Here is a 12196-nt window from a genome sequence, read left to right on the forward strand (position 1 = left end):
CCGAACGGATGCGAAAGGGCACACCGATGCGGAACATCAAGATCAAACCGATGACTCTCTCGTCGAGCTACATGGAGCGCCGCAAGCGCGTCAATCACGTCGCCTTGTTTCTCGCGGTCTTCATCCTCTGCTGGGACATCCTGGCGGTAAAGGCGGCGCTGGTCGCCATGCAGCGTCAGGCTGAAGTCGCGGCGAGGGTCTGATGAGCGACGACGCCCTGATTTTCATCCTCACGCTGACCGCCGTCTGGTGCGTCATCGTCCTGGTGCTTGTTGGCCTCTGCCTTCGCCGCGCGGCTTTGCGCATGCGGCGCGAGCGCTTGGCGTACCAGCGCATCTACCAACCCTTTGTTATGCGTAAAGGAGAGTGACCGTGCGCAAGAAGCTACCGGGAAAAGATCAGCTGGCTGCGTATCTGGCCGCCGGAAACACGGTCGAGCAGATCGCGGCCAAGTACGACTGCAAGCCGAAGTCGGCGAGGCGAAAGCTGCGTGAGCTTGGCCTCACTGCCGGGATGACCGGCCATTCGCATTCGCACCATGTCGAGCGACGGATGAAATCCATGATCGACTGCGCGCCGGAGCCCGGCGTGATCCTCAAGGAGGATCGCATCACCTTCAATCGTGAAATGCCGTGGCAGGGCACTGGATCGCGCATCCGGCCGCTCTCCTTGCCGCGACCGTCCATGTATCTCGCGGCGATCGCCAACAAGTATCCGAACCTCAATGGAGATGCCCGTGTCTGACGCGATCCTCAACGGCACTGGCCCATCAATCAATTCCGAGCATTACGAGGTCGAGCGCATCTATCGCGCTGTCGCAGATGGCGAACCGACGTTCGAGATCCTGCAGCTGCTCTACGATCGCTTCGGCGTTGAGTGCAACCTGCGCCCCCCCGTCGCGGAACTTCGCCTTGCAGGCCGCTGCAGCCGTTCGTCGAGGGCCTGAGATGTTCGTCACCGAAAAGGCAGCTATCGCCGCGGCACTCTCAATCGCCAATGACGCGGTCAACAACGGGGCAAAAATCCCCGTGCTTACGCATGTCCTCTTCGACCGGGACGGCGACCGAATGACTGTCACTGGCACCAACCTCGATCAGGAGATCAGCGCCAGCTTCGCAGCTGAGATCGCACGGGATTTCGAGCCGTTCGCGTGCCCTGCAAAGCTCTTGGTCAGCATCGTCAAGAATATCGCTGACGGCTTTAATGTGACGATCGACGCCGTCTATTCCGGCGGGAAGCTCAGCGATATCAGGATCACCTCGGGCAAATTCCGAACAAAGCTGCCGGTCCTGCCCGCTCGCGATTTCCCGGCGATGCCTTCGGGCGATCTTCCTCACCAGTTGAGCCTGAGCGCCGACCACTTCCTGAAGGCTCTCAAGACGGTCTCGTTTGCCGCTGAAACCAACGAGCAGCGATATGCTCTGTGCGGTGTTCGCCTCGACCCGGAGAAGGACGGCCTCGTCGTTGTCGCCTCTGACGGCAATCGTCTGGCGCGCCGCACCCTGTCGGCGCTGGAGTTCGATCAGGATCTATACGGCGTTCCGGGGGTCACGATACCCAACGCAGCCGTCTCGGCGATCGCGCGCATCCTCGACAAGAAAGAAGACGTGACCATCGATCTTTCGGAGGATCGCATCCGCGTTGCCACCGATGGAGCCGTCGTCACCTCGAAACTCGTCGATGGTCACTTCCTCCCATACAAGCCGCTGATGCCGCATCCGGACAGTCTGCGAGTGATCATCAGCGCGCAGGCGCTGTCATCTGCCCTCGCTCGAGTCCTGACGGTCAGTCCCGACAAGATGAGCGGCGTCGTCTTCGATTTCAGCGAAGGCAAGCTCGTCCTGCATTCGAGCGACGATTCCCACGGTGAGGCGGACGACGAGATCGCAGCCGTCTGCCCCGGCGAAATCTGCCAGGGCTACAACGGCCGGCATATCATTGCCGCGCTTGAACACCTGGACCGCGACGAAGTCGAGATTGTCGTCGGCGCCGGCAAGGTTCCGGCATATATCCGCCCAGTTGGTGACGATCGCACAATCATGATGGCGGGTGTCGTGCGTATGCGCGGAACCTCGGCGGCGCTACTCGAAGGAGAAGCGGCATGACCCAGCTGTCGCTGTACGGCTCCGAGCCGGAAATGAAAAAGACCGCGCTCATCTCTGATTGCGGCCTCTATCGCTACGAGCTGACGCGCGTCTGGCAGAAGGGTGCGCCGCTTCTCGTCACCTGCATGCTGAACCCATCGACGGCAGATGCCGATATCGACGATCCGACAATCCGCACGCTGATCCATTTCGGCAAGGTCTGGGGATACGGCGGCCTGATGGTCGTCAACCTGTTCGCGTTTCGCTCGTCGAGCCCGGTCGTCATGATGGCGCAGACCTATCCGCGCGGACCGAAGAACGAGGACGCCATCGCAACCGCCCTCGGGATAGCCCGAGCGCAAAACACGCCGATGCTCGCCGCATGGGGCGCCAACGGCGCGCACCACGCGGGGCCGCGCGACCTGCTTGGCGGTCAGGACTGGCTTTGCATTCTGGCGAAGAAGCACACGGTTGATCTCGTCTGCCTGGGCCTAACGAAGGACGGCTTCCCGAAGCACCCGATGGCGCGCGGCGTCCATCGTATTCCGCGCGACCAACAACCGATCCCGTTTCAACGCGCGGCGGAGGTGTCACTATGATTGAATTTCATTGCGACAGGACGATCAAGTCTACCCGCAAGCCGCATCGTTGCGAGCAGTGCAACACCATGATCGATGCTGGAAGCCCGGCACACTACGGCGCCGGAAAGTTCGACGGTTACTTTTACTCGCATCACTGCCACGTCGAATGCCATGCAGCAGCGTATGCGCTTGCTGAAGAAACGGACTGCTGGGCTGAAGATTTCCCATGGTTTCAGCATATGTCAGAGACCGATCATCATGAATGGCTCCTGACGTTTTACCCGATCGTCGCAGATCGCCTTAGCATCGTCCCCCTGGAGTTCGATCGCTGATGGCTACAGTCGAAGAGAAAGAGCGGCTGGGCGCCATACGCTTACGACATGAGCAGGCGAGCAAGGACTGGCAGGTTGGCGGCTCTGGTCTGGAGTTGCATGCAGTCCTCGTTCCTCGAACGCCGCCAGTTGCGATCGTCGGGCTCTTGGAAGATTGCGGCTATACCGATCGCGACTTCCTCGTGCACGCGCATGACGATGTCGCCTTTCTCTTGGCGATGCTGAAGCGGGCAGCTGACAAGCTGCATAGCCTAGTGCCGCCGGAAGATCCTCGCGAGATCGAGCGCCGGGAACGCGAGGCCGCCGAGAAGAACTTTGCCGCCAACTGCGCGATGATGTGCGCCAACGACCGCGCATTCCGCCAGTTCCTGATCGAGCGGCACCAGCTGCAGGACGCTGGCGATACCGAGCGCGTGAAAACGCGTGTCCGATCCATCCTCGCCATCACATCGATGGCTGAGTTGAACGACGACGAGAACGCCGCAAAGCGCTGGAAAGCGCTGCGGTCTGATTTCAAAACATGGCTGAGGGTGAGCGCGTGACCAAAGATATTGAAAAATTTGCGGCGATGGCGACGGAAGAATACGTTCGCTGGCTGGCCGCTGGCAACTCCAGCGGAACCCTTTCGGAGCACGCGGTCGCAGGGCTACGCAAACACTTCGCAGATGTCCTGAACGACTATGCGAGCGGCTCCTACCCATCCCCCATTTCACATTTGCTGGGGAGCGCCGATGACGACGAAACCTACGAAATCGGCAAGCGTGATGGCTATTCCGAAGCTGTCCAGCAGATCGATCAGCTGACCGGCGGCGATGGCGAGTACCGCTATTGCACCGATCATGATCCGGACCGGCACACTCCCGGCCCTGCCGAGATGATCCAGCGCATCGTTGACCGCTTCGAAACGCTCAATCTGCTGCACGATGCGGAGAAGACAGGCCGAGATCAGGAGTGGGGCATATCAGCCGCACCTCGTTTGGTGGGGATCGATGATCTCCGGAAACGCATTGCTGGCGCCATTTTCGACCCCGGCGCGACTGAGGGCGTCAAGGGCGACCGCCACCTGACGACATGGCAGACGGACGCCGTTATGCGCGCGATTGCCTCTGTGCCTCATGTGGTGGGGAGCGAGCACCAATTTCGGGACTTCTGCGATCAGCTGATCGCGATGTTCGATTTCAATAAACTTGAGCATTCAGTATGCGACGAGGATATGGACCTCGTCGAGCACATCCGCGCTGCCTTGGCCTCAACTTCGGAGGCGCAGGGATGAGAAACGTCAACGACAGCATCACCTTTCTCACAGGATGGGCAGCCGAAATCAGGGCTAGCAGCGGAAACTCAGTTGATGCTGACTGCTTGGAATACGCTGCCACCAATCTGGCCGAGCAGGCTTCTGAGATTGACCGGCTACGCGCCGCGCTGACGAAAATCTCAAGCCCAACGCAGACCACTGGCTTGCTGTGGTGGCAGGTGGAAGCCCGCGCCGCTCTCTCTGCGGAGGTAGAGGGATGAGCAAGCCACACCCTGATGACATCGCCGTTGACCGCTTCGCCGCAGCGATGAAGGAAAAACTTGCCGAAAAGCGCAACGAAGGCTTCAGCGGCTGGTGCGACCCAACCCAATGCCCGATCGACTACCTCACCGCAAAGCTTGCTGAGCAAATTCACTCCAGACCTGTCCTCGATCCGGTCGATATCGGCAATTTCGCAATGATGATTTTCAACCGCCCTGGGGAGGTACCAGATCGTGGCCGCTAAACGTTTCCGCAAGAAGCCAGTCGAGATCGACGCCGTACAGTGGACAGGCAAAAACGTGCTGGAGGTCTACACCTTTATGCACGGCGCGCCTGATCTCAAGCGCGATATAGCGCAGGACAAATGGCAAGACTTCACCAGCATGCACGAGGGCAAAGACTGGCATATCAAGACGCTGGAGGACGGCCCGAACGGCGAGGCAAAGCATGTAGCCAGCGTAGGCGACTGGATCATCAAAGGCGTGAAGGGCGAGCTATACCCCTGCAAACCCGACATCTTTGAAGCCACCTACGAACAGGTCGAGCCCCCACCGCCCGTAGAGACATGTGGTGGGGAGCGAAGCCGATAAAATTGCCCTGCTCGAGGAAAAACGCATGAGTTTTACCCTCAACCGCGCACTCGACAAGAACGTCAGCAAGTCAGAAGGATCAGGCGAAACGATGCATGTTGTATCGTATTTCGAGGACTGCGGTCACTCTCCTGCGTGGCCCCTTATCCCGACCGCAGTCATAAATTTGGATCAAGCCGGTTTCAGCTTTCATCCTTACCAGTCTCCGCTCTGGAATGACCCATGCCTAATTTGCCACGATGAGGAGGGGGCAACCAAGGGCTTCCTTGTCTATCGGTATGACCAGCAGCGGTGCGCGTGGTTCATACTACTCGCCTACACCTTACCGAACTATCGTCGCCTCGGGGTTCATACCATCCTCTTCGAAACCCTCGTCGAGAGGGGGAAGATGCGTGGCGATATTTTATCGATCGACAGCGGTACCCATGTGCTGAACAAGGCGGCTCAAGCAGCCTTTGAAGCTCAAGGACGGAAACAGGTCGCCGTCCATTACGAATATCGCCTTCGCGATTGGCTTCCGGGCAAGCGACCGGTTGATCTCCCACCTCCTGAAGAGAGGAAAAACGCAGAATGAGCGACCGCACCAGATCCGGTCGCCGCAAGTCTGCGATCGTCCGCCTCGTGGCAGGCGCACCTTCGTCAGAAATGGAGCGCCACGGCGCCGCTGTCCTCGCCATTGCGCTCGGGACGACGACAGATCAGCAGCTCGTCGATATGGCCCGCGAGGTCTGGACGGCGATGGCAGCGCAGCGCGCGAAAGAGATGGAGGCGCCGCAATGACCGCTACGGCTGTCGTCAAGCAATCCGACCTGAAGCGCATGGCTGCGGTCGCCAACGAACAGAACGTATGCGTCGAGATCGAAATCGACGGTCGTATTGTCAGGGTTCTGCCGGCCGCGGCGGCAAAGCAGCAGGAGAGGAATCCGTTTGCACCCAAAGGGGGAATTGATCTTTAATGCACGACATGCCGCGCAAACTCCCTCTGAACGTCATCAAAGAGAAAAACCGCCACGGAAATTGGGTCTACTATTACCGAGAAGGTAAAGGCCCAGGACCCGCATGCGTGCCGAGCCGGGAACGTCAGATTTCGAGGCGGAGTACAAGAGGATATGCGCAGGCACGCCAGTCCGAACGCGAAAGGAAGTGAAGGATAAGCGGTCTCTGCAGTGGCTGGTTGATCGCTACATGGAAAGCCGCGTTTGGTCAGACCTATCAGTTTCCACCCGGAAGCAGCGCAGCAACATCTTCACCAACTTTCTTGAAAAAGCAGGCAAGTCGGCCTTCGCCGACGTATCCAAGCAGGACATCGAGCGTGCGATCGAGCGCCGCTCTCACACGCCAGCGCAAGCCAATTGCTTCTTGAAAGCGGTGAGGGGCGTCTATGAGTGGGCCGTTAAGAGTGAGCTTGCCGTATTCGATCCAACGCATGGCGTTGATCGTCTCAGCGACAAGACTGACGGCTTCGAACCGTGGACATCAGAGGACGTGCATCTTTTCTGCGTCAAGTGGCCGATCGGGTCGATGCAGCGGCTGGCGCTCGAACTACTCATGTTCTCCGGGCTCCGCAGATCCGACATTGTTCGCGCCGGCAGGCAGCACATGACAGGCAACGTCTTCTCGATCAGGACTAAGAAGACGAACACCGAGGTCACGGTCGAGTTTCCTCAGCGCCTCCTGGACGTGATCAGCCAGACGAAGACCGGCGACCTGAACTTCATCATCAGCGAACACGGAACGCCGTTCACAGTCGAGTCATTTGGGAACTGGTTCCGGAAGCACTGCCGAAAGGCCGGGGTCTTCAAGAGCGCCCACGGAGTGAGAAAATTGTCGGCGACCATGGCGGCAAACGCCGGCGCCTCGTCGCACGAGCTCATGGCGCAGTACGGTTGGGCGACCTCGCGGCAGGCCGAAACCTACACGAAAAAGGCCGATCGCAAGCGACTCGGCGTCAAAGCTTCTCAATTGGTTGCAGAACAGATCGAGAAGGAACTTTCCCCGCACCTCAATCCCAGTGCGGGGAATATCGCGAATTCCACAATGAAATCAAAGGCCGCTAAGTAAAGTGGTGCCCCATGCCGGGGTCGAACCAGCACTTCTTTCGAAACTCGATTTTGAGTCGAGCGCGTCTACCAATTCCGCCAATGGGGCACGGATAGTAACGGGCGGGTGTCTAACATGCAGGCGCCCGCGCATGCAAGACGGTGGGCGGTGTTATCCGGCTGATTTGATATGGCTTCCGGCGCAGGCGCGCCGGAAGCCATTTTCGTTAGTGGGCGATGGCCTCTCCGGCGCTGCCCTGGCCGGACTTCTTGAGCGTGATCGCCAGGATCGAGGCGAGCAGGCAGAAGGCGCCGGCGATGAAGAACGCGGGGAGGAAGCTCTGCAGCTCGGTGCGCGACAGGCCGGCGCCGTAGGCAGCGGTCGCGGCACCCAGCTGGTGACCGGCGAAGACCCAGCCGAAGACGAGGCCGACCTTTTCCTTGCCGAAGCGGTCGGCGGCGATCTTCACGGTCGGCGGGACCGTGGCGATCCAGTCGAGGCCGTAGAAGACGGCGAAGATCGACAGGCCGTAGAAGGTGAAATCGCTGAAGGGCAGGAAGAGCAGTGAGAGGCCGCGCAGGCCGTAATACCAGAAAAGCAGCCAGCGGTTATCGAAGCGGTCGGAAAGCCAGCCGGAGCCGATCGTGCCGAAGAAATCGAAGATGCCCATCACGGCGAGAACGCTGGCGGCGGCCACAGGCAGGATGCCGAAATCGCCGCAGAGGGTGACGAAATGCGTCTGGATCAGGCCGTTGGTGCTGAGGCCGCAGATGAAGAAGGTGGCAAACAGGATCCAGAAGGTCGAGGTCGTCGAGACTTCCCGGAGAATGACGAGAGGCATCTTCAAGGCGTCGATCAGCGTGCCGCGGGCCGGAGCGGCCGTCACATGCGCCTCGCCGACGGACGGTAGGTTCAGGTCCGACGGGCGGTCGCGCATGAAGAGCAGGACGACGAGGGCTGCGACCATTATCATGGCGCAGACGAAGAACACCGTCGAGCGCCAGCCGTAGCGCTCCGTCAGCTCGGCCATCAGCGGCAGGAAGACCAGCTGGCCGGTTGCCGAGCTAGCCGAGAGCATGCCGACGACGAGGCCGCGATGCTTGGTGAACCAGCGGGCGGAGACTGTTGCTGCCAGCACCATCGCCGTCAGGCCGGTGCCGAAGCCGACGACGATGCCCCAGAGCACCAGAAGCTGCCAGAGCGAGGTCATGAACAGCGAGCCGATGAAGCCAACGCCGATCAGGCCGAGGGCGAAGACGATGACCTTGCGGACGCCGAAATAATTCATGAAGGCGGCGGCGAACGGACCCATCAGACCGAAGAGGATCAGGCGGATCGCCAAGGCCGAGGAGATCTGCGAGGTTTCCCAGCCGAATTCATCCTGCAGCGGCTTGATGAGGACGCCGGGTGCGCCCATGGCGCCGGCCGTTACCAGCATGGTCAGGAAGGTGGCGGCGACGATGATCCATCCGTAATGAATGTTTCGCCGGGCGAGGGTGGAGGCAAGCGCTGTCGATACCATGAGGCGTCATCCATTCAGAGGGCTGATCAATACATCACCGATTTAGATGATGGTCATCATATTTGTTGCGTATTGATGATTGGCATCATATAAATTGTCAAGCGACCAATTTCAGGAATTGCTGCAATGCGCGTGAGCCGCGAAAAATTTGCCGAAAACCGCCAGAAGATCATCGAGGCCGCCGGGGTGATGTTTCGCGAAAACGGCTTCGATGGCGTCGGTGTCGCCGACATCATGAAGTCCTGCGGGCTGACGCATGGAGGGTTCTACGGTCACTTCCAGTCGAAGGACGAGTTGCAGATCGAGGTCAGCCGCGCACTGGTGGCCCGCGTCGAGGTGCGCTGGAAGGAATTGATCGCAGGCTCGCCGCACCGTCCCCTCGAGGCGCTGCTGGAGCACTATGTCTCATGGTGCGCAGTCGACGATCCCGGCAACAGTTGTGTTTTCGTATCGCTGATGGACGAAGTTGCCCGCAGCAAGGGTGCCGTGCGGGAAATCTTCAATGACGGGCTCTCGATGCTCGTCTCGATCCTCGCCGAAGTCGTGCCCGGCGATACGCCGGAAGAGCGGCGCAAGAACGGCTTTACAACCCTGTCATCGATGATGGGGGCTGTCAGCCTGGCAAGGGCTGTCGAGAGCCGCGAGCTTGCCGCGCAGTTTCTCTCGACCACGCGCCAGAAGCTGTCGCCGGCGACGGCGCCTCTCGAAATCTGAGGCGCCGCGCGAGTGTCTTACTTGAAGCCTTCGACGCGGTGCGGAACGTAGGGTTCCTCCAGCATCGCCACTTCCTCCGGCGTCAGCTTGACGGCAAGCGCGGCAACCGCGTCGCTGAGGTGGCCGGGGCGTGAGGCGCCGATGATCGGGGCGGTGATGGCGCTCTTCTGCAGGATCCAGGCGGTGGCGATCTGCGCGCGGGGAACGCCGTGTTCCTTGGCGAGACGGCCGACGGCATCGATGATCTTGCGGTCGGAATCTTCGGCCTGCCGGTAGAGCGTCTTGCCGAATTCGTCGCTTTCGGTGCGGGCTGTCTGCTCGTCCCAGTCCCGCGTCAGGCGTCCGCGGGCAAGCGGGCTCCAGGGGATGACGGCGATCTTCTGGTCCTGGCAGAAGGGCAGCATCTCGCGCTCTTCCTCGCGGTAGAGCAGGTTGACGTGGTCCTGCATGCTGACGAACTCCGTCCAGCCATTGAGGCGCGCGGTGTAGACCATTTTGGCGAATTGCCAGGCATGCATCGAGGAGGCGCCGATATAGCGGGCCTTGCCGGCCTTCACGACGTCATGCAGCGCCTCCAGCGTTTCCTCGATCGGGGTCGAATAGTCGAAGCGATGGATCTGGTAGAGGTCGACATAATCGGTGCCGAGGCGGCGCAGGCTGTTGTCGATCTCGTCGAAGATCGCCTTGCGCGACAGGCCAGCGCCGTTCGGGCCGGGGCGCATGCGGTTGAAGACCTTGGTGGCAAGCACGATGTCTTCGCGCTTGGAAAAGCTCTTGATGGCCCGGCCGACGATTTCTTCGGAGGAGCCGTCGGAATAGGTATTGGCCGTATCGAGGAAGTTGATGCCGAGATCGATTGCCTGCTTGAGGATCGTGCGGCTTTCCTCTTCGCCGAGCGTCCAGGCATGATTGCCGCGGCGGGGATCGCCGAAGGTCATGCAGCCCAGGCAGATCTTTGAAACTTCGAGGCCCGTCTTGCCTAGTTTTACATAATCCATTGAAATGACTCCGTGATTGAATTCCGCCCGCCGCCTGAAGATCAATTTAGGGCGGAGCGGCGACAAAAGTCAGCAAGCATCGCGCATAAATTTCGATGACCGGCCGAAGGGTGCCTTCAATGCTCGCGCTTGCACTCGCGCGCCTGCGGGTGTTAGCTGGTGCAGCATTGACCGGAACTAGCCTATGAAATTGCCCCGCTTCGATCGCTATGACGATCTCTACCGCGATTTTGCGTGGGACATCCCCGATGATTTCAATATGGGCCGTGCCGTCAGCGACGACTGGGCGAAGATCGAGCCCGACCGGATCTGTCTTGAACATTTCGATCCCGGCGGCCAGCACCCCTCGATGACCTATGGCGAACTGTCGGCACGGTCGGCATCGCTTGCCAATGGGCTTGTATCGCTCGGCATCCGGCGGGGGGACCGCGTGGCGTTGCTGCTGCCGCAATCCTTTGCGACTGTCATCTCGCATGTGGCGATCTACAAGATGGGCGCGATTGCGCTGCCGCTGGCGTTGCTCTTCGGTGTCGAGGCGCTGGAATACAGGCTGAAAACCGCGGGTGCGTCCGCCGTCATCACCAATGCTTTCGGCATGGCGCGAATATCAGAGATCCGCGATCGCCTGCCTGATCTGAATACGGTGATTTCGATCGATGGCGGAGAGGCACTGGCATTTGACGAGCTCGTCGCTTCGCATCCGCCGGTCTTCGAGGTGGTCGATACGGGGCCAGACGATCCGGCGCTGATGATCTTTACCTCGGGCACGACGGGAGCGCCGAAGGGTGCGCTGCATGGGCATCGCGTGCTCGCCGGGCATATTCCCGGCATGCAGTTTGCCCATGAAGGATTTCCGCAGGCGGGGGACAAGGTCTGGACGCCGTCGGACTGGGCCTGGGCGGGCGGCTTGCTCAATGCGCTGCTGCCGAGCCTGTTGCTTGGCGTCCCCGTCGTCTCGTCTCCGGCGCAGAAGTTCGATGCCGGTACGGCCTACCGCATTATGGCCGAGATGCAGGTGCGCAATGCGTTCATTCCGCCGACGGCGCTGCGGCTGCTGAAGGCGGCCGGTGATCCGTATCTGGCGCACAAGCTCAATCTGCGGACGATCGGTTCTGCCGGCGAATCCCTCGGGCGCGAAACCTATGTCTGGGCACGCGATACGCTCGGCATCACGGTCAACGAATTCTACGGCCAGACGGAGTGCAACTTCGTCATCTCCTCAAGCCGGGCCGCCGGTGTTTCCAAAGCCGGCGCGATCGGACGTCCATCGCCGGGGCACCGGGTTGCCGTCGTCGATGATCGCGGCAACGAATTGCCAGTGGGCGAGACAGGCCAGATCGGCGTCAAGGCGCCGGATCCGGTGATGTTTCTGGGATACTGGAACGATCCGGAGGCGACGGAGCGCAAGTTTGCGAATGGCTGGCTGCTGACGGGCGATCTCGCACATCAGGATGCGGAAGGGTTCATCACCTTCGAGGGGCGGGATGATGATGTCATTACCTCCTCGGGATACCGGATCGGGCCTGCCGAGATCGAGGACTGCCTGTCCGGGCATCCGGCCGTTCAGCTGGCGGCTGCCGTCGGCAAGCCGGATCCGGTTCGCACCGAGATCGTCAAGGCCTATGTGGTCCTGGTACCCGGCGTTAGCGCCGGCGCCGAGCTTGCCGCCGAAATCCGCGACTGGGTGAAGATGCGGCTTTCGATGCATGAATATCCACGCGAGGTGGAGTTCGTCGATTCACTGCCGCTGACGACGACGGGCAAAGTGATCCGCCGCCTGCTGCGCGAGCGGGCAGCGGCCGAAGCTGCGTAGGCTCAG

20 protein-coding genes and 1 tRNA gene are annotated in these 12196 nt (G+C 60.5%); 18 read left to right on the forward strand and 3 right to left on the reverse strand.

Annotated features, from left to right (window positions below; all coding sequences use genetic code 11):
• Positions 1–26: 26 nt before the first annotated feature.
• From F2982_RS11445 to F2982_RS11520, 16 genes are all read left to right on the forward strand, one after another.
• Complete coding sequence (locus tag F2982_RS11445) at positions 27–203, forward strand: hypothetical protein (protein ID WP_203427892.1); 177 nt, start codon at positions 27–29, stop codon at positions 201–203.
• Entirely contained in the window at positions 203–370 is a 168-nt protein-coding gene (locus tag F2982_RS11450) for a hypothetical protein (protein ID WP_203427893.1), read from the forward strand. Before F2982_RS11445 ends, F2982_RS11450 begins: the two co-directional genes overlap by 1 nt.
• Positions 371–372: 2 nt before the next feature.
• Entirely contained in the window at positions 373–744 is a 372-nt protein-coding gene (locus tag F2982_RS11455) for a hypothetical protein (RefSeq protein WP_203427894.1), read from the forward strand.
• A complete protein-coding gene (locus F2982_RS11460) occupies positions 737–946 on the forward strand; it encodes a hypothetical protein (RefSeq protein WP_203427895.1) in 210 nt (69 codons plus the stop codon). The genes F2982_RS11455 and F2982_RS11460 overlap by 8 nt, the downstream gene beginning before the upstream one ends.
• Before the next feature lies 1 nt (position 947).
• The gene (gene dnaN, locus F2982_RS11465) at positions 948–2105 is read left to right on the forward strand and encodes a DNA polymerase III subunit beta (protein ID WP_203427896.1); all 1158 of its coding nucleotides are present in this window, start codon (positions 948–950) and stop codon (positions 2103–2105) included.
• Positions 2102–2683, forward strand: coding sequence for a DUF1643 domain-containing protein (locus F2982_RS11470; protein WP_203427897.1), 582 nt, complete (start codon positions 2102–2104; stop codon positions 2681–2683). Before dnaN ends, F2982_RS11470 begins: the two co-directional genes overlap by 4 nt.
• Positions 2680–2997 carry a hypothetical protein gene (locus tag F2982_RS11475; protein WP_203427898.1) on the forward strand — a complete coding sequence of 106 codons (318 nt, stop codon included), beginning with the start codon at positions 2680–2682 and terminating at the stop codon, positions 2995–2997. Before F2982_RS11470 ends, F2982_RS11475 begins: the two co-directional genes overlap by 4 nt.
• Positions 2997–3539, forward strand: coding sequence for a hypothetical protein (locus F2982_RS11480; protein ID WP_203427899.1), 543 nt, complete (start codon positions 2997–2999; stop codon positions 3537–3539). The genes F2982_RS11475 and F2982_RS11480 overlap by 1 nt, the downstream gene beginning before the upstream one ends.
• Positions 3536–4270, forward strand: coding sequence for a hypothetical protein (locus tag F2982_RS11485; protein ID WP_203427900.1), 735 nt, complete (start codon positions 3536–3538; stop codon positions 4268–4270). Before F2982_RS11480 ends, F2982_RS11485 begins: the two co-directional genes overlap by 4 nt.
• On the forward strand, positions 4267–4512 hold the full coding sequence (locus F2982_RS11490; protein ID WP_203427901.1) for a hypothetical protein: 246 nt from the start codon (positions 4267–4269) through the stop codon (positions 4510–4512). The genes F2982_RS11485 and F2982_RS11490 overlap by 4 nt, the downstream gene beginning before the upstream one ends.
• On the forward strand, positions 4509–4757 hold the full coding sequence (locus tag F2982_RS11495) for a hypothetical protein (protein WP_203427902.1): 249 nt from the start codon (positions 4509–4511) through the stop codon (positions 4755–4757). The genes F2982_RS11490 and F2982_RS11495 overlap by 4 nt, the downstream gene beginning before the upstream one ends.
• On the forward strand, positions 4747–5103 hold the full coding sequence (locus F2982_RS11500; RefSeq protein WP_203427903.1) for a hypothetical protein: 357 nt from the start codon (positions 4747–4749) through the stop codon (positions 5101–5103). Before F2982_RS11495 ends, F2982_RS11500 begins: the two co-directional genes overlap by 11 nt.
• Positions 5084–5677 carry a GNAT family N-acetyltransferase gene (locus F2982_RS11505; protein ID WP_203427904.1) on the forward strand — a complete coding sequence of 198 codons (594 nt, stop codon included), beginning with the start codon at positions 5084–5086 and terminating at the stop codon, positions 5675–5677. Before F2982_RS11500 ends, F2982_RS11505 begins: the two co-directional genes overlap by 20 nt.
• The gene (locus F2982_RS11510; RefSeq protein ID WP_203427905.1) at positions 5674–5883 is read left to right on the forward strand and encodes a hypothetical protein; all 210 of its coding nucleotides are present in this window, start codon (positions 5674–5676) and stop codon (positions 5881–5883) included. Before F2982_RS11505 ends, F2982_RS11510 begins: the two co-directional genes overlap by 4 nt.
• Entirely contained in the window at positions 5880–6059 is a 180-nt protein-coding gene (locus F2982_RS11515; RefSeq protein WP_203427906.1) for a hypothetical protein, read from the forward strand. The genes F2982_RS11510 and F2982_RS11515 overlap by 4 nt, the downstream gene beginning before the upstream one ends.
• A 103-nt stretch (positions 6060–6162) precedes the next feature.
• Positions 6163–7164 carry a tyrosine-type recombinase/integrase gene (locus tag F2982_RS11520; protein ID WP_203427907.1) on the forward strand — a complete coding sequence of 334 codons (1002 nt, stop codon included), beginning with the start codon at positions 6163–6165 and terminating at the stop codon, positions 7162–7164.
• A gap of 2 nt (positions 7165–7166) precedes the next feature.
• On the opposite strand, the gene F2982_RS11525 is transcribed toward F2982_RS11520, so the two are convergent.
• Both F2982_RS11525 and F2982_RS11530 read right to left on the reverse strand, forming a co-directional pair.
• Positions 7167–7251: transfer RNA gene (locus tag F2982_RS11525), tRNA-Leu, on the reverse strand.
• Positions 7252–7369: 118 nt separating this feature from the next.
• Positions 7370–8665 carry an MFS transporter gene (locus F2982_RS11530; protein ID WP_203427908.1) on the reverse strand — a complete coding sequence of 432 codons (1296 nt, stop codon included), beginning with the start codon at positions 8663–8665 and terminating at the stop codon, positions 7370–7372.
• Between the two features lie 126 nt (positions 8666–8791).
• Here F2982_RS11530 and F2982_RS11535 point away from each other — a divergent pair, with 126 nt between their 5' ends.
• A complete protein-coding gene (locus tag F2982_RS11535) occupies positions 8792–9379 on the forward strand; it encodes a TetR/AcrR family transcriptional regulator (RefSeq protein ID WP_112720237.1) in 588 nt (195 codons plus the stop codon).
• 17 nt (positions 9380–9396) lie between these two features.
• Here F2982_RS11535 and F2982_RS11540 read toward each other — a convergent pair whose 3' ends face one another.
• The gene (locus F2982_RS11540; protein WP_203427909.1) at positions 9397–10377 is read right to left on the reverse strand and encodes an aldo/keto reductase; all 981 of its coding nucleotides are present in this window, start codon (positions 10375–10377) and stop codon (positions 9397–9399) included.
• Positions 10378–10561: 184 nt separating this feature from the next.
• Here F2982_RS11540 and F2982_RS11545 point away from each other — a divergent pair, with 184 nt between their 5' ends.
• On the forward strand, positions 10562–12190 hold the full coding sequence (locus F2982_RS11545; RefSeq protein WP_203427910.1) for an AMP-binding protein: 1629 nt from the start codon (positions 10562–10564) through the stop codon (positions 12188–12190).
• Positions 12191–12196 lie beyond the last annotated feature (6 nt).

Origin of the sequence: Rhizobium sp. BG4 (genome assembly GCF_016864575.1) — a bacterium.
GTDB lineage: Bacteria > Pseudomonadota > Alphaproteobacteria > Rhizobiales > Rhizobiaceae > Rhizobium.